This window comes from Pseudodesulfovibrio tunisiensis, assembly GCF_022809775.1.
GTDB lineage: Bacteria > Desulfobacterota > Desulfovibrionia > Desulfovibrionales > Desulfovibrionaceae > Pseudodesulfovibrio > Pseudodesulfovibrio tunisiensis.
Genome location: NZ_CP094380.1, coordinates 335,939 through 358,260, shown reverse-complemented (window position 1 = coordinate 358,260; position 22,322 = coordinate 335,939). Strand labels below are relative to the sequence as shown.

The window sequence follows — 22,322 nt, the reverse complement described above, 5'->3', positions numbered from 1 at the left end:
ACTCTTCATCATCTCCCTATGCGTATGCGCCGCTTGGCCAGCCCGGGCACGGCCGGACCGTCCTCGTGACGGACCTCGACCGACACGTTCGCGTCCGGCCCAAGATTCGTCAGCGCTTCCAGTTCGTTTCGAACCAAATTCCCCAGTCGCGAGGAATGGCCGAATGCCGTCACTTCCAGCAACGACTCGCCCGGATGCCATGCGGCATGAAAATCAATCAATTCCGGTATGGCATACAAGACCTCGTCCAATTGCGCCAGAGTCAATCTTCCATACCCGGTTTCCACGCCCTCGGCCATGCGTCGCACCTGCGAATCCAGTCGGCGAAGCGGACTGCCGCAGGCACAGATTCCCGGCAGAATGCGCCCCCTGTCTCCGGTCCGGTAGCGGACAAGTGGCATGCCCCAGCGAAAAAGCATGGTAGTCACGATTTCCCCGGCTTCACCGTCCGGCAGCAATTCCCCGGAAACCGGATCAATGATTTCCAGAAGCACGTCCGCCTCGCGAATATGCATGCCCGATCCCGGAGCACACTCCACAGCTCCACCAAGCCCGGTCTCCATCATGCCCCAATGCCGAAAGACCTTGCAGCCCAAGGCCCGGGTCACATGCCCGACAACCGCGTCGGGAATCGCATCCCAGCACAGCAGCACGGAATGCACATGTCCGGGCGGCAGCCCCCGCCGTTCCCAGACCGAAGCCAGCGCGTTCACCTGCGCAGGCGAGCCCACCACACATTGGGCATCCGAGGCAAGCAGATGGTCCACGGCTTCAGCGCCATTGTCCGCCGAACCATGTGCCACGCCACCCGCCCCCATGCGTTCGAGCGAATCCATCAGCAATCGGCCCACTCCGCCGGGTCTGTCCGCAGGCAGAAGCAGCAATGCGGTCTCTCCCGGCCGGAGCATGTTGGCCATGCCATGACTGAAGAAATCCCTGATCCGCTCCTGATCTCCCTCGGTATTGAAAATCCGTTTCGGCGTCCCGGTGGTGCCGGAGCTGTTCAACGTCACCACCCGGGCGATCTCGTCGCGGGACACGCACAGCATGGCATCCGGATTGTCCCGCAGATGTTCGGGCCGCGTCATGGGAATCCGGGCCAGATCACGCAGGGAACGAATCGAATCCGCATCCACTCCAGCCAGCCGCTCGGCGTAAAACGGACTGTTTTTCCGGGCATGCACGAGAAGCTCCCGCAGCCGGGCAAGCTGCCACAGCCGGACATCCCGGGCCGAGGGAAGCACCTGCACGCCCATGCGCCGGGCCATCCAGCGATCAAGATACGGCATGTGCACGACAGTGCCCCCGATAAAGCGTTTCTCCACTCGCGGAAGTCAGGTTGTAGGCACAGAACGGAATCAGCCTCCCATCCGGTGACACCTCATGGATGCAGCACCCCCGCAGCCGTTCCAGATCCAATGTCCATGCATCCTGAAACGCCATGCCGGACACGGCCAGCGTGTGGGTGGCAGCCCGGGCAATGAACCGATCCAGATCATCCGGAGGCCGCAGTTCGTCCACGGCCGAATTCGACGCATCCTGTCCGCTCCATTGTCTGCGCACGAATGCCTTGGCCTTGTCCGCCCCGGCCTCGGCGCGTTGTGCCGTGCATCCGCACCCGGAAGAGGACAGCCGCTTCAGCTCCCCCTGCTCCGTAACCATGTAGTTTGCATGAAACGAACAATGGGCATGTTCACATCCCGGGGGCAGAAAATCCGTTGTCCGCACTTCGCCGCCGGTCTGTTCCTCCAGCAGTCGCATGACCTCGGGCAGCGTGATGCGCTGGTCATCCCGGGGCGGTTCGGGATAGCGTCCAAAATAGCTCACGGGCTGAAAATGCACGCCGCGCACACCCGGGGAATGTTCGGCGGCAAAACGCAGGATCGCACCAAGACCGTGTTCGTTCACGCCCGGCACGACCGTGGGCACCAGCACCACGCCGATTCCGGCCCGGGCCAGATTATCCACGGCTGCCAGCTTGATTTCCAGCAACGGCCGCCCGCGAAGCACCGTGTAAATGCCGTCCTCCAGTCCGTCGAATTGCAGAAACACGGAATCCAGCCCGGCCTGCGCCAGTTCCTGCGCATAGTCCGGTTCCAGCCCCAGTCGCAGGCCGTTGGTGTTGAGCTGGATGAACGGAAACCCGTGCGACTTGGCCAGACGGATCACGTCGCCCAGATCACGGCGCACCGTGGGCTCACCGCCGGAGAGCTGAATGTTGCAGAACCCGGAAGCCAGTTCCACGCGATCCAGCAGCCCGCCGATTTCCTCCAAAGTCAGATCGGGCGGCGCTTCCCTGCCGGACGAGGCAAAGCAGACAGGGCATCCGAGATTGCATCGCCACGTGATTTCCATGACCGCAGTACAGGTATGCTGCCGATGCTCCGGACACAGACCGCAATCAAAGGGACACCCCTGGTCGACAGCCGTGAACGGTGTCCGTGGCTGCGAGGGAATCTTGGGCCGCGCCCACTCGTCGAAGTCCGGGGAACCACGCCAGACCACGGTGCGAAACTCGCCGTGTTCCGGACACGTCTTGACCAGCCGGGTCACGTGATTTTCGGTTTCATGGTGCCCCGGAATGGCACGCAGGCAGATGGGGCAAACGCTTCTGGCTATCGACATTACGCCTCCCGTCCTTCCGAGGGATCAATGCCGTTTTCGACCAGAATCTCGCGCACCCTTGCATAGGCATCCGCAACCAGCCCGCCGCATCGCTCGGGATTGGGACCGCCGCATTCCCCTTCCAGAATGTCGGCACAGGCCACCCCGCCGAACTGTCCGGCGACCTGATCCGTGAACCACGTACGCAACTGTTCCAGCATCAGAGGCAGACGGTCGTCCGACTCCTCGAAATCCGTGCCTTTGGCTCCATGCAATGCCAACAGGCAGGCGGCTCCGGTGAGCACGCCGCATGGCCCGGAGCAATCTCCGATTCCATTGCACAGCCCAGCCGAAGCCCGCACCAGATCGGGATTTTCCCGTCCCATCTCGTCAAGGGCAAGGAGCATCAGTATCTGGCTGCAACAATATCCCCTGCCGCCCAGTTCCATCATGCGAAGACCGACATCATCCAGCATGGGCCACTCCGTTTTTTTGCGCGATCATCAGGAAATACCCAAGCCCGGAATGCGAAACACAAGCACCGGATTCACCGGCAAGAAGCAGCCTTGCAGCCAGATCGCGAAGCATCCGGGAATGATCCTCCAACAGGGAAACGGAAAATCCGTTCTCCTCCAGAAAAATCCGCACGGTTTCAACCGGAAGCGGCCGATCTGCGCAACCTCCGGAGGGACAGGATGCCTGAGGTACGCCGCACAGATCGGAAACCGCGAGCCAGCCGCCCGGGACAAGCACCCGGCCCAACTCGTTCAGCCCGATTCGCCAATCCGGAAACAGGGAAAGCACACACTCGCACAGTACCATGCGAAACACGCCGCCCGCAAAGGGCAACGCGTGTCCGGTTCCCTGCACGAACCACGGCGAATGTCCGGCCCGGGACATCTGACTGGCGGACATCTCCACGCCATAGGCAGCCGCCCCGTACCGGGAACGCAGCCGACGCACCGTGGCTCCAAGGCCGCTGCCCACGTCCAGCACGCGCCAGCCCGGGACAAGCCCGGCATGTTCCGCAGCCCGATCCGTGAGTGCAAATCCGCCCGGACGCAAGGTCTGTCCGGCGACCTGCCGGAGTCCGGCGCGTTCCCACAGCGGTGCATCCGGCACGGTCACTTGTCCTCCAGCAACCGTTCCACCTGCGCCATCCTGCCAAGAGCAAGGTCCTCGGGAATGAACACCATGCCGCATTCGGGGCACGCAGGCAGTTCCACGTTGAACCGGCTGTCCAGATACTCCAGTTCCACGGCGCAGGGTCTCAGCGCCACGCCACAGACCGCACATTCCCAGCCCGAGGAGTCGGCCTCGGGAACCTTGATCACGCTCATGCATCACCTCCGGGCAAGCGCATCCGATGGCACCATGTCCGATGCACCAGATACCCGGTTTCCAGTTCCTCATACTCCACCCAGTACGTCACGGCCACGGGCCGGTGAAACGCGAGAAAACGTCCTGTCTTTCGATTCCGGAACCGCTTTCCGCTCCTCCCGGTCGCCAGCAGCACCTTCTGCACGTCGCTCTGCAATATCCGTCGTTCCTCCATCAGACGCGAGACCTCGGGCGTGAAGGCAACCACCACGTCCTCGAAAGGTTCACGCTCCCGGGCCGATCCGCCCCACAGCTCCATGAGCAGGGATTCCCGCAAGCGCGCCCGGTTCTCCCTGCGCGCGGAATAGCCCGGAGCCGGACGTTGCGCGGAATCGTCCCCGCACGGGTACAGCAGATCGTACACATGCATGGCCCGCTTGCCCGCCCGGGCGAACATGTCCCGGCACATGGCGCAATAGGTCACGAAATCCTGCGACGCGGCCCGGGAACGATGCTCGGCCGCAGCCATGCCCAGCTCGGGATTCGCCTCGGCAAGCAGTCCCCCGTAGCCGCAACATTCGGTCATTTCGCCGGTCAACGCAGGGTCCACGGTCTCCACGCCCAACTGCTCCAGCACGGCGCGCACGTCCTCGCGCTGCGGAGCATCATGACGCGCAGCGCAGGGATCGTTCACGGCCAGCGACACGGAACACCTGTCCGCACCACGTGGCGGCCCCAGTACGCGCAGGATGGCCCAATGCGACTGAATCTCGGCCTCGGGCAGATTATCCCGAAGCATTTGCAGACATGTGGGACAGGCCGCAATGATCACGGGCCTGCCCAAAAAATCCCAGTCATGCCGCAATGCATCCATGGACTCCCGGAAAAGCGATTCCCTGCCAGCCCAGTGAGCCGGCGCGTTGCAGCAGCGAAGCATCAACCCCACCTTCCCCAACCGGGATCGCAGGTCGTCATAGGCAGCACGCACCGATCCCGGATCGGACGCGGTGAGCTGGCATCCCGGGAAATACACGTACTCGCTGGAATCGTGCCCGGGCGCATGCCGGGCGAGCGCACATTTTTCTCCATTGGCAAACGCCATGTCCCGCAGGGCGAATTCATGGGCCGACGCAGGCATCCTGCCCCGGTCCACCATGCTGCGTCGCGCTTCAAGGCAGACCTCGGCCATGGAGAAATCCTCGGGGCACACGGTCTCGCACAGACCGCACAGCATGCAGGAATTGATCATGGTGTTGGCTTGCCGCGTGCCCATGACAATGGATTCGTTGTTGTAGATGCGGCGGACATAGACCTTGGGATAGGACTTGAAATTCTGCAGAAACACGCAATGCTTCACACATTCCATGCATTCGCACCGAATGCAGCGCGCGCCTTCCTTCCGAGCCGACGCCTCGTCCGTTACCGGGACCGGTGCCGCCTCGGCCACCCCCTCCAGACTGGTGTAAAGCCGGGACGGATACGGGCCTTCATGATCCCGGCCCGCAGTCATGGACACGCCCTGCGTGAACCGTTCAATGGAGTTGGCTGCCCTGCGACCGAATGCAGCCTGAAGGATGAAGGAGGATTCTCCCGGAAGGCCCATGAACACGCCGGAGAATTCGGTCCCGAGGGTCAGATCATCCGGCATTCCGCAGCCAAGCTCGTCCGGGGACAGGCTTTCCGGATCAACAAACACGGCGTCATGCGTGTCGCGCAACTCCCGGACCAATTCCGCATTCGCAGTCAGGCCGGCATGCACTTCCACCTTGAGTCTGCGCAGATTCTCCAGCTCGACATCAAGCGCGCCGTACGGAATCCGGTCCTCGGGCAGGGACAGGAGCGCGCCGCCGGGCACATCGCAATGCAGGGAAACGGCAAAGCCCCGACGGGCCAGTTCCCATGCCGCAGCCAATCCGGCCATGCTGGCGCCCACCACGGCCACGGATTTGCCACGGGAAGGAAGCGGACGCGGTGGCGAAACAGGCTTGGCGACTCCGGCGCAGAACCGTTCCAGCGCAGGCATGTCCACGGCCCCGCCAGCATCCCTGCGTACGCATTCGGCACGGCACGGGCCTTCGCACAGTCGAGCAAGCACGCCGGGCAGCGGCAGGGTCCTTGCCAGAACGGACCACGCCTTGTCCCAGCGTCCCTTTTCCGCAAGACCGCAAAAGGTCCGGGCATCCACATGCAGCGGACATGCCGCCGCGCAGCGCGGGGTTTCCTCCTGCACGCAACGTCGTTCCCATTCCCTGAGTTCCGCCTGTTCCATGTCCTCCCCCGAAATACATGCGGGCGGCGGCGCGTGGAACCGCAACCGCCGCCCGGTATTTACCGTATTCGCATTATCCCTTGAGTCCGGCCAGCACCTTTTCGGGCCGTGCGGGCAGTTCGCGGATGCGCACGCCGCAGGCATTGTAGATGGCGTTGATCACGGCAGCATGGGGGGCCGAAAGCGGCATTTCGCCCACGCCGGAAGCACCGAACGGTCCGTCGGGACGCGGCGTTTCCACGTACATGATCTCCATGTCGTCGGGAATCTGCTTGATGTACGGGAATCCGGCACCCACCATGGTGGAGTGCTTCCTGATGTCCTCGTAATCCTCGGACAGGGCCAGACCGATGCCCTGAGCAACACCGCCGTATATCTGGCCGTCCACCAGCAGGAAGTTGTTGACCTTGCCGATGTCCGCCACGATGGTCATGGCCTCGACCGTGGTCCTGCCAGTGGCGACTTCCACAGCCACCTCGGACATGAACACGCCATACATGTAGCAGCAGAAGGGATTGCCCTGACCGTTCTCGTCGCAATCGTTGGCCGGAGCGGTCCACTTGCCGTTGTAGCGCAGCGGCAGCTTCTCGGCGACCATTTCATCATAGGTGCGCAACGTGCCGTCCGGCCTGGTCATGGCCTTGACCAGCTGCTGGCAGGCATTGACGATGGCCTGTCCTGCAAGCACCTGCGACCGGCTGCCACCGGCAGGGCCGGAGTTCGGAGCCAGACTGGTATCGTTCATGACCAGCCTGATCTGATCCGGGGTCAGATTCAGGGCGCGCAAGGCTTCGTGGGCCGTGCCAAGGGAGCCCATGTCCGCGCCCTGACCGTGATCCTCCCAGCAATTGTAGATGGTCACGGTGCCGTCGGCATTGAGCTCGGCGTCGGCTTCGGCAGTATCCGGACCATCCAGCCCCGAACCGTACACACCGATGCTGATGCCCACGCCGCGCCTGATCTCGGCCGTGGAATTGGCGGCGGCACGCTTCCTGGCCTCTTCATACTTGGGCCGCAGCTTGTCCATCATCTCGGGCAGGCTGTAGACTTCCGGGTCCTGCCCCGTGGGAGTGGTGGACCCCTTGCGGTACACGTTCGCATAGCGCAGATCAAAGGGGTCCATGCCCAGTTTTTCAGCCAGCTCGTCCATCAGCACTTCGGACGGGAATTCGCTTTCCGGCGCCCCGTAACCGCGGAAGGCTGCGCCCCACGCATGGTTGGTGCAAACGGTGCGGCCCTCGCCCCGGATGTTGGGAATGTCGTAGCCCGCGCCGATGTACTGTGCGCCGCGCAGGGTCAGCAGGTCGCCGAACTCGGAATACGGGCCGTGATCCACGGTCCAGTCGGTTTCCATGCCGAGCAGCTTGCCGTCCCTGCTGGCAGCCATGCGCAGCCACGTGATGAACGGGGAGCGCTTTCCGGTGTAGGTCTGCTGCTGGTACCAGTCATAGTTGAGGAATACCGGGCGCCCCGTGGCCAAGGCGGCCGCGCCAACCAGGGCTTCCATGGTCGGGCTGAACTTGTAGCCGAAGGTGCCACCCGTGGGATTCTGGACCAGAGCCATGTTTTCCGGCTCCACGCCCAGCCCCGGGGCGATCATGAACAGATGCAGATGCAGGCCGATGGATTTCGAATGGATGAAGAGCTTGCCGTTCTCATCCTGATACGCAAACCCCACATCCGGCTCGATGGGCATGTGCGGCTGACGCTGCGTGTAGTAGTCGCCCTCGGCGATGACCACGTCGTCCCTGTCGAAAATGGGCCTGGTGTCCTCGCCCTTGGCGACTTTCTGAATGTAATAGACATTGGGCGTGCCCGGATGAATCTCCATGGCGTCGTCGGCCATGGCCGCAGGCGCGCTCATGTACTCGGGCAACTGTTCCAGTTCGACCTTGACCTTTTTGGCCGCTTCCTGCGCATGCCTGTCCGAATCCGCGCAGACAATGGCTATGGCGTCACCGTACTGGAACACCTTGTCATCACAAAGGATGGGCCGATCCCAGCCGTCACCCTTGTTGGTGGGGAAGGTGATCAGGCCGGTGATGCGGTTCCTGCCCTTCACGTCCTTGTGGGTCACGACCTTGAACACGCCGGGCATGGCCTCGGCTTCACTGGTGTCGATGGACAGAATGTTGGCATGGGAAACCTCGGCCTGCACCAGAGCGCAATGCAGAGTGCCCTGTGGCAGCTTGAGGCCCAGATCCGCACCGAAGTCCCATGTTCCGGTAACCTTGGCAATGGCCGAAGGACGCGGGTAGCGGGTACCCCAGATGCGACCGTCCTCGGGAATCCTGAATTGCAGGTCTTCCATGGTCATTTCGCCACGCATGACCCGGGCGGCGTCCATGACCGCATCGACAAGGGGCTTGTACCCGGTGCAGCGGCAGGCATTGCGATGCTTCTGGAACCAGTCGCGCACCTCTTCACGCGTGGGAGACGGATTTTCCGCCAGCAGAGCGACGGAGGAAACAATGAAGCCCGGCGAGCAGAAACCGCACTGGGCGCCACCATGCGCAATCCAGGCCATCTGCACGGGATGCAGGTTGCCCGGAGTGCCAATGCCTTCCAGAGTGGTAATCTGCGCGCCATCCTTGAGCTTGGCCCATTTGCGCGTGCAGGAACGGATCAGCTTGCCGTCCAGAATTATGCTGCAACTGCCGCACTGGCCCTGCGCGCATCCGACCTTGACGCTGGTGAGACCGAGATTCTCGCGCAGCACCAATGCCAGCGAAGTATCCGGCTCGGCAAGAACCATGCGGTCGATGCCGTTTACCTTGAGAGTCCTCTTGATCATTCCGAAGTCCTCCTTGGTCGTTGAACCATTCGAGTATGAATCGTCCCCGAAGACGGGGAACTGCAATCCCTTCCCGGACTAGCCGTTCTTGCCGAAGGGACAAATGGGATAGCGGCAGGAATCGCACCCGGCGCAGAATCCTCCGTGGCACATGTCCACAATGTCGTCCCGCGTGACCCGTTCGCCGGCCAGAATGCGGGGCACCACCAGATCGAACACGCTGGCCCGGTAGTACATGACGCATCCCGGCAGCCCCACGATGGGTACGCCGTCCTTGTAGGCGAGCATGAACATCACGCCCGGAAAGGTTGGGGAACCATAGGTAATGACGTCCGCGCCCGTGGCCCGGATCGCCGTGGGTGTCTGGTCGTCCGGATCAACGGACATGCCGCCCGTGACCACGACCATTTCCGCTCCCTCCGCAATGAACGCCAGAATGGCATCCCGGGTCAGGGACGGATCATCCGCCACCAGCCGCTGCTCCATGACCGAGGAGCCCAGCTCCTTGATCTTCTTGCGAATGACCGGGCCGAACTTGTCCCGGATGCGGCCGTGAAACACCTCGCTGCCCGTGGTGACCACGCCGACCTTGTGATGCAGGAACGGCTTCACTTCCACGATCGGCCCGGATTCGGCGCAGATTTCCTCGACGCGAGCGATCTTTGTCTCGTCAATGACCAAGGGAACCACGCGGGTTCCGGCCACCGGACGCGGGGAAGTGACCTGCTGGCCGTTGTGCATGGTGGCGAGCACCACCTCTTCAATGGCGTTGATGCGCCGAAGCGCCTCCACATTGATGCGAAGCAGGCCGGGAAAGGCCAGAAAATTCACCCTGCCCTCGCTCACTTCGGAAAGCGCGATACCCGGTCCGGCCGCAGCTCGGGAAATGCGTTCCGCCGCCTCGTTTTCGTGAATCACGCCTTTTTCCAGATTGAGCACATAGACATGCTCCTTCCCGATCTCGAGCAAAGCGGGGATATCCTCTACCGCGATGACATGCCCCTTGCGAAAGGCAGGGCCCTTGCACTCGCCCGGCACGATTCTGGTCATATCGTGACATAGAACCATGCCCACGGCGTCCTGTACGGGAACGGTCTTCATCATGAGACTGAACTCCTGAACGAATACGAATTTCTGTGTTCGCCGCCCTCAGGCGGCTCGGCAATGTGCGATTCAGCGATCCGTCGTCATATCCGCACGAGAAACTATGTCCAATCAGGCATAATTCCGTATGGAGGCCTCCGATGCGACACGACTTTCTGCCCGCCAATCAGGCTCCACCATCAGGCTCCCATCCCGGGAACAGACAACTATGCCAAGCAAGACATAATAAACAAACACCAATGCGATATTTTTTTCAACCGTTAATACAGGAATAGACACAATAAATTCATTATCAACACAACAAACAAGTACGCCGATATCCGACACCAACTTCCGACAAGGAAGCAAACTCGTAAGCCCATCCGGTATGCATCCACTGGACCACGATATGGGTCTTTCCGGTTTTCTTCACATGTGCCTTATGCAACATGCCTGAAATTTTATACATATTATTTTATTCCACCCATGAAGGTATGGATACTTCCACTATCAGTTACAGAAAATCGCAAAAACCGGTTGACTAATCTTTTTGCGTGATGCATGTGACCTTCACGGACTTTTAGAACGCCGTTCTACTGAGTGGAACGAAATAAGATGATCAACTGAAAAGCCTTTTTTACACATTATCAAATGCGGCTCGGCAACTATCATTCATGAAAAAAAGGAATTTCATCCATGATGCAGAATCGCAGTAGCAATAGTATTCAAACACTATGAATCCATTCAAAAGATTCAAAATCATCAGGGAGGCGGATTTGAGCATTTCCACGGCATCCTCCAACTGTCATCCAGTCGAATGTGAAAAAAGTTCAATCAATCATACGATTTTCTGGATTCCATTTTCACTCATTGCCTCATCGATCATCATCGGCATGGCAATGCCGGAGCTTTTTGAATCCATAGTGAAGCATGGTCAAGCATTCATACTTGACAATTTCAGCTGGCTTTTTTCTTCCACTGGATTTCTGTGTCTCATTGTCATAACCGTGGCGTTCTTCTCGAAATTCGGCAACGTGGTCATCGGTGGCAAAAAGGCGAAGCCAGTACTGAGCAAATGGCAATGGTTCGCCGTCACTCTTTGTACAACCATAGCCATCAACATCCTTTTCTGGCCCATTGTCGAGCCGTTGCAGGACATGCTGGCACCGCCGCAAAGTTTTGGGTTCGCACCAAACAGCTACAATGCAGCAAAATTCTCGCTGGCATCCATGTACATGAACTGGGGTCTGGTGCCCTACTCCATCAATGCATTGCCCGCGCTGGTATTCGCTGTCTGCTACTATAATTTGAAAAGGCCGTTCAGCCTTGGCTCCATCCTGTTCCCGATCTTCGGCAAACGCGCCAATCAGGGCGTGGGCAAGGTCGTGGACATCATTTCCCTGTACGCTCTGGCCCTCGGCATGGGGACATCGCTGGGAACCGGCGTCCTCATGCTCTCCCGCGGCATTTCCCGCTTCTTCCCCTCGATCCAGAGCTCCCCGCAGGTGTGGGGCATGATCATCACCATGGTCATCATCGTCTGTCTCATCTCCTCCATCAGCGGGCTGCTCAAGGGCATGCGCATCCTTTCGGAATTCAACACCAAGCTGTTTTTCATCCTCATCATCGCTGCCTTCATCCTCGGCCCCACGGTCTTCATTCTGGACTTCAGCGTGGAATCCTTCGGTTCGTTTGCCAACAACTTCTTTTCCCGCTGCCTGTTCACGGATGCCTTCCGCATTGATTCCTGGCCGCAGAAATGGACCGTGTTCTCCTTTGCCAACTACATGATCTGGGCACCGATCTCCGCCCTGTTTCTGGGACGCATCTCCAAGGGATACACGGTCAGGGAATTCATCTCCATCAACGTGATCCTTCCCGTGGTCTTCGTCTTCATCCATTCGTCGGTGTTCAGCAGCACGGCCATCTGGCAGCAGATATTCGGCGGCGTGGACCTTCAGGCCAGCATCGCGACCGGTGTTGACGAGGCCGTCTACATCCTTCTGGAAAACATGGATCTCGCGGCTGTCATCGTGCCCGTGTTCCTGTTCATCGTATTCATTTCCTTCATCACGGCCGCGGATTCGACCACGAATGCCATGGCTTCCCTGACCACCAAGCATCTGTCCGAAAAGGATCAGGAAGCGCCCGTGGTTCTCAAGGTGGCCTGGGGCCTGATCATCGGAACGCTGGCGTTCATCATGCTTGCGTCCTCGGGGCTGGAAGGCATGAAGACCCTGACCTATCTCGGTGGTACCCCCATCACGCTGGTCATCATCGGGGCAGTGTTCTCGCTCATCAAACTCATCAAGACCAGGGAAAGACTCAACGAAGTCTAGGCAACCAGTTGAACAGAACAGGCGGTTCAAGAATGACGGAATGCAAGGCATGCAAAGCGCTCAAGACCGACGCACACAGGCAATGCGCCAAGGTTCGAACGCATCGAGGCAGCGCAGCGGATTACCGTTTTTCAACAGTCTGCAAGGAAACAACAAAGGGGCAGTAACAACAATGTCTGACATCATCAGTTCAGTGGCAAGGGCTCTTGATGTGCTTCTGTACATCAACGGCAGGGAGGAACCGGTCGGCATCTCGACCATCAGCAAGGACATGGGCGTGTACAAGAGCACGATCTTCCGCACACTGGCCACGCTGGAGAGCCGGAAATTCGTGCAGCAGGACCCGGAATCCGGGAAATACACTCTCGGTGTGGGCCTGTTCTCCATGGCCAACAAGATCAAGCTGTACGACGTGTTCAAGCCGTTCGCCAAAACCCTGTGCGAGGAATTCGGCGAAGCGGTCAACGTCTCGGTTCTGGATGGCTCGAACTCAGGTCCCTACAAGAGCGTGATCGTGGTCAAGGAGGAAAAGAAGAACAGCGTGCTTTCGGTCAGCCCGAAAATCGGCACCAGCATGGACTGCTACTGCTCTTCCGTAGGCAAATGCCTGCTCGCCTTTTCCAACGACATCGAACGGGACACGCTCCGGCAATACGAATTCGTCCAGTTCACGCCCAAGACCATTCAGGGCGTCGAGGCTCTGCTGGAGCAGATGGCGACCATTCGTCGCGACGGCTACGCACTGGACGACGAGGAACAGGAAATCGGCCTGACCTGCGTAGGCGTGCCCATTCTGGACAGGGACGGCCACGCCATCGCGGCCATGAGCATCTCCGGTCCGACCCAACGCATCCGAAGCCACAACGTCGAAACCATCGTCAACAGGCTGAAAGAGGTCTCCCGGGAAATATCCGCGCTGGTCTAGGCGGATTCTCCCGGCCAACCATCAACCACACAGACTCATGAAGCGGCTGACGGCCCGGAAGGGATTCCCTCTTCCGGGACCGCCATCCGGCAGGAAACAGGAATGAAGATACTTGTTGTCAATCCCGGCGGAACTTCGACCAAGATCGCAGTGTTCGAAGACGGCGAACAGCTGTTCGGCGAAAACATCCAGCACGATCAGGACGAAGTGAATCATTTCCCCACGGTCTTCGAGCAGTTCCGCTTTCGCAAGGACGTAATTGTCCGGACTCTGGCCGAGAACGGCCACATGCTGGAGGATTTCGACTGCGTGGTGGGACGCGGCGGTCTGCTCAAGCCTCTGGCGGGCGGCACCTACGAGGTGAGCCCGACCATGATCGAGGACCTGCGCAACGCCATCAATGGCGAACATCCCTCGAATCTGGGGCCGGTCATTGCGAAGGACATTGCAGACTCGTTCGACATCCCCGCGTTCACCGTGGACCCGGTGTCCGTGGACGAATTTCTGGGCATCGCCAAGATATCGGGCATTTCCGAGCTGGAACGGCCGAGCTGGATGCATGCCCTGAACCAGAAGGCCGTGTGCCGGGAAACCGCGGCCCGACTCGGCGGCGAATACGCGGACTTCAATTTCATCGTGGCACATCTCGGCTCCGGCATTTCCATTGCCGCGCATCTGAAGGGCGTGATGATCGACGGAAGCGGAGGTCGCTGCAACGGCCCCTTTTCCCCGGAACGCTGCGGAGGACTGCCCAGCTTTCCTCTGGTCGAGCTCTGCTACAGCGGCAAATACACGCTGCGGGAAATGGTTTCCAAGATCAGCACCCGCGCAGGCATGTTCGACCACCTCGGCACCAAGGACATGCTGGAGATCGAAAACCGCTATCTGGCCGGAGACCCGGACGCAATGCGCGTGCTCAACGCGTTCATCTACCAGACCGCCAAGGAAATCGCGGCGTACGGCGCATCCCTGTGCGGCGAGGTGGACAGGATCATCATCACCGGGGGCATCGCCCACTCGCAGCTTATTGTGGACAAATTGAAAGAACATGTGAGTTATCTCGCCGAATTCGAGGTGATTCCCGGCGAAATGGAGATGAAGGCGCTGGCCCTCGGCGCGCTGCGTGTCATGAGCGGCAGCGAAGACGTGAAGACCTATTAAACCTGTTGGGAGAACGAATCGTGCTTTCCAATTTCGATGAATTGATCACCAGGGTGCGCTCCGGTCGGCAATACCGGGTGTGCGTGGCCGCGGCTCAGGACGAGGAGCTGCTGTCCGCCGTGAAACTCGCTTCGGACATGGGCTTCCTGTTCCCGGTTCTCGTCGGTCCCGAAGACGAAATCAGGGATCTGACCGAAAAGGTAGGCCTCGACGAATGCGAAATCATTGCCTGCGACGAAACCGAAACCTGTGCCGGAAAGGCAGTTGAAATCGTGAGATCGGGCAAGGCCGACGTGCTCATGAAGGGCGTGATCAACACCGCCATCTACATGCGTGCCATCCTGAACCGGCAAAAGGGTCTGCGCAACGGCAGCCTGATCAGCGCGCTCGCAGCCTATGACCTCAAGGAATACCACAAGCTGATCTTTTGCAGCGACAGCGGCATCAACACCAGCCCGGACCTGGAGCAGAAGAGGCAGATTCTCGTCAATGCGCTGGGAGCCATGAAGCGGCTGGGCATGGATTGCCCGAACGTGGCCGCGCTCACGGCCAATGAAATGGTCCATCCGAAGATTCAGGCCACAGTGGACGCGGACGCGCTGGTGACCATGTCCCGCAACCGCGAACTCCCGGACTGCGTGATCGAGGGCCCCATCGCCTTTGACGTGGCCTTCGACCGCCACGCGGCCGAGCACAAGGGCATCGACAGCCGCATCAGCGGCGAGGTGGACCTGATTCTTGCCCCCAACATCGAAACCGGGAATGCCCTCGGCAAATCCTGGTTGACCCTCAGCAAAGCGAAATGGGCTGGCGTGGTGCTCGGAACCACCCACCCCGTGGTGCTCGGTTCGCGTTCCGACACCGCGGAAGTGAAGATCAACTCCATCGCCCTCGCCTGCCTGCTGGCCCAGTCCTAGTCGGTACTCACATTTAACCGGAGGAGCAATTGTATGCGGGAAGAAAGAGGATTCAGCGTCAAGACGTTCGTGGCCCTGTTTTTCATAGGCATGGCCTACGCCATCACCTATGCGGTGCCGTTCGTCCAGTACGTGTTCTACGACACCACCCTGCACGCGCTGGGCGCCACGAATGCGCAGCTCGGCACGCTTGTCGCCATCTTCGGCATCGGCAACATTGCGGGCGCGCCCATCGGGGGCATTCTCTCGGACAAGTACAACCACAAACTCCTGTATCTGGGCGGCCTGCTCGGCACGTCCCTGCTTTCCCTGATCTGGGCGTACAATCTGAACTACCAGTTCTCGCTTCTGGTGTATGCAGGTCTGGCCATAACCGGCCTGTTTCTGCTGTTTCCCGCACATATCAAGATCGTTCGCTCTCTTGTGGATGAATCCAGACAGGGCAAGGTGTTCGGTTTCGCGGAATCCTTCGCTGGCATCGGCAGCACCATTGTCAATGCCATCGCCCTGAGCGTCTTCGCCAAGTATGCCAATGAAATCTACGGATTCAAGGCCGTCCTGATCTTCTTTGCCGCCTGCGGCGTAATTTGCACGGCCATCCTGTACTTCCTGATCGACGGCCCGGACAAGAAGACGGAAGAGAAGACCGAAGAGAAGAAAGCCAAGGACAAGATCACGATCAAGGACTTCTTCATCGTGCTCAAGTGCCCCGGCACCTGGTTTTCGGGCATTGCGGTGTTCGCCACCTACACCCTGTACTGCTCCCTGTCCTACTTCACCCCGTACTTTACCAATGTCCTCGGCGTGTCCGTGGTGTTTTCCGGCGCACTCGCCATCATCAGGACGTACGGCCTCCGATTCGTACTCTGTCCCGTGGGCGGTTTTCTGGGCGACAAGTTCAACTCCGTGACCAAGGTGCTCATGGTTTCCTGGATCGGCGCAGCCGCAACCCTGCTGACCATCATGTTCCTGCCCGAAGGCACGGCCATCCCCATTGCCATCGCCCTGATGCTGGTGTTCGGGGTGTTCGTGTTCAGCGCCCGCGGCTCCATGTTCGCCGTGCCCTCGGAAGTGGGAATCCCCGTGAAGTACGCGGCCATCACCGGCGGCATCGTGTGTGCCATCGGCTACTCCCCGGACCTGTTCCAGTTCATCCTGTTCGGCAACTGGATCGATACCTACGGCAACGCGGCCTACACCATGATCTTCACCTACAACATCGTGGTCTGCTCCCTCGGCGTGATCAGTGCGCTGCTCACATTCCGGTATAAGAGGAAGCTCCGCGAAGGCTTGCAGCAAGGCAACTAGCATCCGCTATTGCGTGGAATGAAAAACATAAAGGTTAGAGGCTATTATGGACGTTATCATAGTCAAGGAAGAAAGATGCAAACAGTGCGGACTGTGCATCGAGCACTGTCCCAAGGGAGCCATTTCCTTTGCGGACCACTTCAACAGCGCGGGAATGACTCCCGTGCAGGTCGATGACGAAAAGTGCATCAAGTGCGGCATGTGCTACACCATGTGCCCGGACGGCGTGTACGAGATCTCGAACAACGGCCAGGGAGGGAAATAACATGGGCGACATGATGAAAGGCAACATCGCCATCGCGGAAGCCGCTGTGCGGGCGGGCGTCAAGCTGTACGCCGGGTACCCGATCACGCCTTCCACGGAAATCATGGAATACCTGTCCAAGCGGCTGCCCGAGGTGGGTGCCAGCTTCATCCAGGCCGAAAGCGAACTCGCGGGCATCAACATGGTCATGGGCGCAGCCTCCTGCGGCGTGCGCGCGCTGACCGCATCCTCGGGCCCGGGCATCAGCCTGAAGCAGGAAGGCATTTCCTGCATCTCGGACGAGGAGCTTACCTGCGTGGTCATCAACGTGGTGCGCTACGGCAACGGTCTGGGCACCCTGTACTCCGCCCAGTGCGACTACCACCGCGAAACGCGTGGCGGCGGCAACGGCGACTATCGCTGCATCGTGCTCAGCCCGGGCAGCATTCAGGAAGCCGTGGACCTCATGGCAACGGCCTACGAACTGGCCGAGAAGTACCGCATCGTCACGGTGATGATGACCGAAGGCGCGCTGGGCCAGATGATGGAGCCGTGCGACCTGCCCGACTTCATCGAACCCGAAAAACTGCCCTGGGGAATGGACGGCAAGTATTCCTACAAGAAGATAGGCATCTTCGACCGCAACTCCATGACCGAAGCAGTGGACCTGAACAAAAAACACGACACCATCAAGGCCAACGAGCAACGTTGGGAAGACGACGGACTCGAAGACGCGGACTATGTGTTCGTGGCCTACGGTCTGCCCGGCCGCTCGGTCAAGGGCGCGGTCAGGGAGCTTCGCGAGGAAGGCCACAAGGTCGGCTTCATCCGCCCCATCACCACATGGCCGTTCCCGATCAAGGCGTTCGAAAAGGTCAACAGAGACGTGAAGGGTTTCATCTCCGTGGAAGCCAACGCCACTGGCCAGCTCATCGACGATGTGGCTCTGGCCGCCAAGGAAACCGTCAAGGACCGCAACGTGCCCGCATACTGCCTGCCCTGCGTGTACGGAATCCCGTCCATCAGATTCACCAAGGAAGGGCTGGGCAAGATCATCAATGGCGAGATCAAGGAGAGGTACTAATGGCCAAAGCGAGAAAAGTGCCCGCCATCATCGACAACCCCATGTCGTTCTGCCCGGGCTGCGGACACGGCATCGTGATCCGACTCATTGCGGAATGCCTTGAGGAACTGGGGCAGGATCAGAACATCATCTTCGCCCTTGGCGTGGGCTGCTCCAGCCTGCTGGGCGGCGGTCTGGTCACGGACCGGCTGCATTGCCCCCACGGACGCGCTGGCGCAGTTGCCACGGGCATGAAGCGCGTGCAGCCCGAGAACACCATCGTGGCCTATCAGGGCGACGGCGACGCATACAGCATCGGCATCGCGGAGTCCATCAACGCGGCATACCGCAACGAGAACTTCACGGTCATTACCATAAACAACACCAACTACGGCATGACCGGCGGCCAGATGAGCTGGACCACCATGCCCGGTCAGGTGACCACGACCTCGCCTCTTGGTCGCGACTGCGAAACCACGGGCCTGCCCCTGCGTTTCCCGGAACTCGTTGCCAGCCAGTTCGACGTTGCCTATGCGGCGCGCGGAGCGGTCACCACGCCCAAGAATGTGAAGAAGCTCAAGAAATACATCTGGAACGGTCTGGATGCGCAGGTCAAGGGCGAAGGCTACTCCGTGATCGAGGTACTCTCCCCCTGCCCGACCAACTGGAAGATGACGCCCCTGAAGGCCATGGAAAGGATCGAGACCGAACTCATCCCCTACTACCCGCTGGGCGAATTCAAGGCGAGGAAGGAGAACTAGAATGCGCGAGATAGTATACGCGGGATTCGGCGGACAGGGCGTGCTCACCTCGGGTCTGGTCATGTCCCAGGTCGCGGTCTTCAAGGGCCAGAATGCCACTTGGGTTCCGTCCTACGGATCGGCCATGCGCGGCGGCACCGCCAACTGCACGGTCAAGTACGGCAAGGACACCATCTACAACCCGGCTCAGGAGGAACCCGACTTCCTGCTGGCCATGAACGGCCCCTCGTTCGATGCCTTCCACTCCATCGTCAAGCCGGGCGGAATCATTCTGGCCAACACCGACATGGTGACCGGCAACCTGAACGTGCGCGACGACGTGACCGTCTGCGGACTGGCCTGCAACACGCTGGCGCATGAAATCGGACAGCCCCGGGGCGCGAACATCATCGCGGCCGCGGCCATCATCAAGCTGGCTGGCGACTTCTCCATGGAAGACGGCATCCAGGGCATGAACGACATGTTCCGGAAAAAGGGAAAGCAGAAGTTCGAAGCCGCCAACATGAAGGCGTTCGAATGCGGCTATAACGCGGTATAGGCGCGATCGGGCCTCCAGACGGGTGCTGCAACATCCGTCTGGGGCCCGCAAGGCGGAAGACCGCCTCGCACGATACGATGAAAACCGGAAGAGCAACCTTGTTTCATGTACCGAAAAGTTTTGAAAGAACCCGAGCCTTGCGTTCTTTAAGGAGTTCGTATGTGTCCTATTGATACATTTGTCGAGGATGTCAAGAATACCATCCCGGAACAGCGGGTACACACGGAAGAGATGCTGGTCAAGGCATTCTCCGTGGACGGCAGCCCGTTCGAGCCCATTGCCAAGGCCGTTGTCGACGTGACCACGACCGATGAATTGCAGGCCCTGCTGCGGGCCGCACGCTCCCACAAGGTAAGCCTGACCTTCCGGGGTGCGGGCACCGGCGTGAGCGGCCAGACCATTGCCGAGGACGTCACGGTCCGGCTGATCGGCGACCAGTGGAAGCGCATCGAAATCCTTGACAACGGCGACCGCGTACGCGCGGGCTGCTGCGCCGTGGGCGGCGACATCAACGAAGCCTTGAAGCCCTATCGCAGGCTCCTGACCTCGGACCCCTCCTCGGTGAACAGCGCGTTCATCGGCGGCATGGCCTCCACCAATGCAGCAGGCCTGAGCTGCACCATCGACAAGAACATCTACCACATGATGACGGACCTGCATTTCACGCTGGCGGACGGCGCCACCGTGGATACAGCCGATCCGTCCAATGTTGCCGCATTCCGCAAGAGCCACGCCCACATGCTCGACGAGCTCGCGGCCCTGCGCCAGCGCATTCTGGACAGCGAGGAAATGGACGCCAAGGTCCGGCGCAAGTTCTCCATTCGCAATACGGCCGGATACAGCCTGAACGCGTTCACGGACTATGACGATCCTGTTGAAATACTCAAGCATCTGATCATCGGTTCCGAAGGCACGCTGGCTTTCATCCACGACATCACCCTGCGCACCGGCGTGCTCAAGCCCCTGCGCGCCACGGCTCTGGTGGGCTTCACCTCGCTGGAAAACGCGATTCAGGGTGTGCTGCGGCTTGAGGAAGGCTGCGACATGTATGCCGTGGAATTTCTGAACTGCGTGTCCCTCGGCGCATTGATGCAACTCCCGGAATTCCCGGATTCCCTTCAGGGACTGGGTGACACCGGCTGTGCCCTGCTTCTGGAAACGCGCGGAGAAGACGAAAAGAAACTTCAGGCGAACGTGGACAGCGTGCTGGAAGCCCTGTCCAAGGTGGACGTGGCCATCCCGCCCGAATTCGTGACCGACCACGACGTGTGCGAAAACCTGTGGAACATCCGCCGCGCCCTGTTCCCGATCCTCGCCGGCACCCGCAATCCAGACGAATTCGCCTATTCCGAAGACTATTGCGTACCCATCAAGAATCTGCCCGAAGCCTGCAACGCCTTCGTGGACATCACCACCAAGCACGGATTTCCGGGAACCGGGGTGCACGGCCATGCCCTGCACGGCAACATCCATTTCTCCATCCCGCTCAAGCTCAATGATCCCGAATCCCTGCGCCGCCTGAGCGACCTGCTCGACGAAGTGGGCGACAAGGTGCTGTCACTGGGCGGTGCGCTCAAGGCCGAACACGGCACGGGCCGGGCCGTGGCTCCGTTCGTGCGTCTGGAATGGGGCGACGATCTGTACAAGGTCATGCAGGACCTGAAAAAGACCATCGATCCTGAAGGCCTGCTCAACCCCAACGTGATCCTGAACGACGATCCGCGCTGCCACCTGACCAATCTCAAGTATGCCGGTCCCGTGGATCCGACCATCGACACCTGCGTGGATTGCGGATTCTGCGAATACGTCTGTCCGTCGCGGGAAGTGGGCCTTTCCTCGCGCCAGCGCATCTACGTGCTGCGTGCCATTGCAGGCCTACGCCGGTCCGGAGAGGATGAAAAGGCGGACAAGTGGCAGGCGCTGTTCGACGCAAAAGGCCGCGACCTGTGTGCCACGGACGGTCTGTGCTCCACGCGCTGCCCGCTCGCTCTGGACATCGCCGGATACATGCGCACCCTGCGCCACGAAGCAGCCAGTCCGTCGCACCACTCCATCGCCGACAAGATCGGCAAGCACTTCAAGCTGGTGCAGAACTCGGCCTCGACCATGCTGCATGTGGCCTCTGCCGCGCATCGGCTCATGGGCCACACCCTTGCCACCAAAACCGCACCTCTGGGCAGAAAGCTCTCGGGCATGACCCTGCCCGACCTGCGTGAAGTCCACCTCAAGGGCGGAGCCAAGTTGCCCGCACCCAATCCGGACAAACGCCCGAACACCGTGGTCTACTTCCCGTCCTGCGCCGTGCGCACCATGGGATATGCCGATGACGGGCAGCACAAGGACGAACCGCTTGTGGACGTAGCTCTGCGCCTGCTGGAACGCGCGGGCTTTCAGGTAATCATCCCGGACAAGACCAACGGTCTGTGCTGCGGCAAGGCGTTCGAGACCAAGGGACTGTTCGAGGAAGCCGACGCCAAGTCCGCGGAACTGAATGAAGTGCTGCTCCGCGAAACCGACAACGGCAGGATTCCGGTTCTCTGCGACACCAGCCCGTGCCTGTTGCGGATGCGCAAGACGCTGGACAAGCGACTGGAACTGCTGGAGCCCGTGGAATTCGTGCTCAAGCATCTCGCGGACAAGCTGCACTTCACGCGCAAAAACCGCGCCGTGGCCATCCATGCGACCTGTTCCATGCGTGAGATGGGTCTGGTGGAAAAATTCCGGGAAGTTGCGGAAAAATGCGTCACCAAGGTAGTGATTCCCGAAAAGATATTCTGCTGCGGATTTTCCGGGGACAAGGGGTTTACCCACCCGGAACTCAATGCTGCGGCCCTGCGCACCCTCGCCTCGCAAATCCGGGATTGCGCCGAGGGCTACAGCACCTCCAGGACCTGCGAAATCGGCCTGACCCTGCACGGCAGAAAGCCGTACAGAAACATTCTCTACCTCGTGGACGAATGTACTGAAGCCAAATGACGGGCCGGGGCCGAGGTCTG

At 60.1% G+C, this 22,322-nt stretch carries 18 protein-coding genes; 10 read left to right on the top strand and 8 right to left on the bottom strand.

Annotation, left to right across the window (positions count from 1 at the left end):
- Positions 1-8: 8 nt before the first annotated feature.
- The 8 genes from MPN23_RS01765 to MPN23_RS01730 all read right to left on the bottom strand — a co-directional run bounded on the left by MPN23_RS01765 (position 9) and on the right by MPN23_RS01730 (position 10,088).
- On the bottom strand, positions 9-1,289 hold the full coding sequence (locus MPN23_RS01765; RefSeq protein ID WP_243547420.1) for a DVU_1553 family AMP-dependent CoA ligase: 1,281 nt from the start codon (positions 1,287-1,289) through the stop codon (positions 9-11).
- Complete coding sequence (gene trsS, locus MPN23_RS01760) at positions 1,276-2,625, bottom strand: radical SAM (seleno)protein TrsS (protein ID WP_243545753.1); 1,350 nt, start codon at positions 2,623-2,625, stop codon at positions 1,276-1,278. Before trsS ends, MPN23_RS01765 begins: the two co-directional genes overlap by 14 nt.
- A complete protein-coding gene (locus tag MPN23_RS01755; protein WP_243545752.1) occupies positions 2,625-3,080 on the bottom strand; it encodes a DVU_1555 family C-GCAxxG-C-C protein in 456 nt (151 codons plus the stop codon). Before MPN23_RS01755 ends, trsS begins: the two co-directional genes overlap by 1 nt.
- Complete coding sequence (trsM, locus tag MPN23_RS01750; protein WP_243545751.1) at positions 3,070-3,732, bottom strand: DVU_1556 family methyltransferase; 663 nt, start codon at positions 3,730-3,732, stop codon at positions 3,070-3,072. Before trsM ends, MPN23_RS01755 begins: the two co-directional genes overlap by 11 nt.
- Positions 3,729-3,944, bottom strand: a complete 216-nt coding sequence (locus tag MPN23_RS01745) for a DVU_1557 family redox protein (RefSeq protein ID WP_243545750.1) — start codon at positions 3,942-3,944, stop codon at positions 3,729-3,731. The genes trsM and MPN23_RS01745 overlap by 4 nt, the downstream gene beginning before the upstream one ends.
- Positions 3,941-6,193, bottom strand: coding sequence for a pyridine nucleotide-disulfide oxidoreductase/dicluster-binding protein (locus MPN23_RS01740; RefSeq protein WP_243545749.1), 2,253 nt, complete (start codon positions 6,191-6,193; stop codon positions 3,941-3,943). The genes MPN23_RS01745 and MPN23_RS01740 overlap by 4 nt, the downstream gene beginning before the upstream one ends.
- 73 nt (positions 6,194-6,266) lie before the next feature.
- Positions 6,267-8,987 (bottom strand): molybdopterin-dependent aldehyde oxidoreductase, encoded by a 2,721-nt coding sequence (locus tag MPN23_RS01735; protein WP_243545748.1) that lies wholly within the window; start codon positions 8,985-8,987, stop codon positions 6,267-6,269.
- A gap of 78 nt (positions 8,988-9,065) precedes the next feature.
- Positions 9,066-10,088, bottom strand: a complete 1,023-nt coding sequence (locus MPN23_RS01730; RefSeq protein ID WP_243547419.1) for a molybdopterin-binding protein — start codon at positions 10,086-10,088, stop codon at positions 9,066-9,068.
- Positions 10,089-10,804: 716 nt separating this feature from the next.
- Here MPN23_RS01730 and MPN23_RS01725 point away from each other — a divergent pair.
- The 10 genes from MPN23_RS01725 (at position 10,805) to MPN23_RS01680 (ending at position 22,302) form a co-directional block, all read left to right on the top strand.
- Positions 10,805-12,409, top strand: coding sequence for a BCCT family transporter (locus MPN23_RS01725; protein ID WP_279388686.1), 1,605 nt, complete (start codon positions 10,805-10,807; stop codon positions 12,407-12,409).
- Between the two features lie 172 nt (positions 12,410-12,581).
- Entirely contained in the window at positions 12,582-13,334 is a 753-nt protein-coding gene (locus MPN23_RS01720; RefSeq protein WP_243545746.1) for an IclR family transcriptional regulator, read from the top strand.
- A 102-nt stretch (positions 13,335-13,436) separates the two neighbouring features.
- Positions 13,437-14,495, top strand: a complete 1,059-nt coding sequence (gene buk, locus MPN23_RS01715; RefSeq protein WP_243545745.1) for a butyrate kinase — start codon at positions 13,437-13,439, stop codon at positions 14,493-14,495.
- A gap of 20 nt (positions 14,496-14,515) precedes the next feature.
- The gene (locus tag MPN23_RS01710) at positions 14,516-15,412 is read left to right on the top strand and encodes a phosphate acyltransferase (protein ID WP_243545744.1); all 897 of its coding nucleotides are present in this window, start codon (positions 14,516-14,518) and stop codon (positions 15,410-15,412) included.
- A 33-nt stretch (positions 15,413-15,445) separates the two neighbouring features.
- On the top strand, positions 15,446-16,720 hold the full coding sequence (locus MPN23_RS01705; RefSeq protein ID WP_243545743.1) for an MFS transporter: 1,275 nt from the start codon (positions 15,446-15,448) through the stop codon (positions 16,718-16,720).
- Positions 16,721-16,766: 46 nt separating this feature from the next.
- A complete protein-coding gene (locus MPN23_RS01700) occupies positions 16,767-16,985 on the top strand; it encodes a 4Fe-4S binding protein (protein WP_243545742.1) in 219 nt (72 codons plus the stop codon).
- Between the two features lies 1 nt (position 16,986).
- Positions 16,987-18,048, top strand: coding sequence for a 3-methyl-2-oxobutanoate dehydrogenase subunit beta (locus MPN23_RS01695; RefSeq protein ID WP_243545741.1), 1,062 nt, complete (start codon positions 16,987-16,989; stop codon positions 18,046-18,048).
- Positions 18,048-18,788: a thiamine pyrophosphate-dependent enzyme gene (locus tag MPN23_RS01690; protein ID WP_243545740.1), complete on the top strand. Its 741-nt coding sequence runs from the start codon at positions 18,048-18,050 to the stop codon at positions 18,786-18,788. The genes MPN23_RS01695 and MPN23_RS01690 overlap by 1 nt, the downstream gene beginning before the upstream one ends.
- A 1-nt stretch (position 18,789) precedes the next feature.
- Entirely contained in the window at positions 18,790-19,326 is a 537-nt protein-coding gene (locus MPN23_RS01685; RefSeq protein ID WP_243545739.1) for a 2-oxoacid:acceptor oxidoreductase family protein, read from the top strand.
- Between the two features lie 159 nt (positions 19,327-19,485).
- A complete protein-coding gene (locus MPN23_RS01680) occupies positions 19,486-22,302 on the top strand; it encodes an FAD-binding and (Fe-S)-binding domain-containing protein (protein WP_243545738.1) in 2,817 nt (938 codons plus the stop codon).
- Positions 22,303-22,322 lie beyond the last annotated feature (20 nt).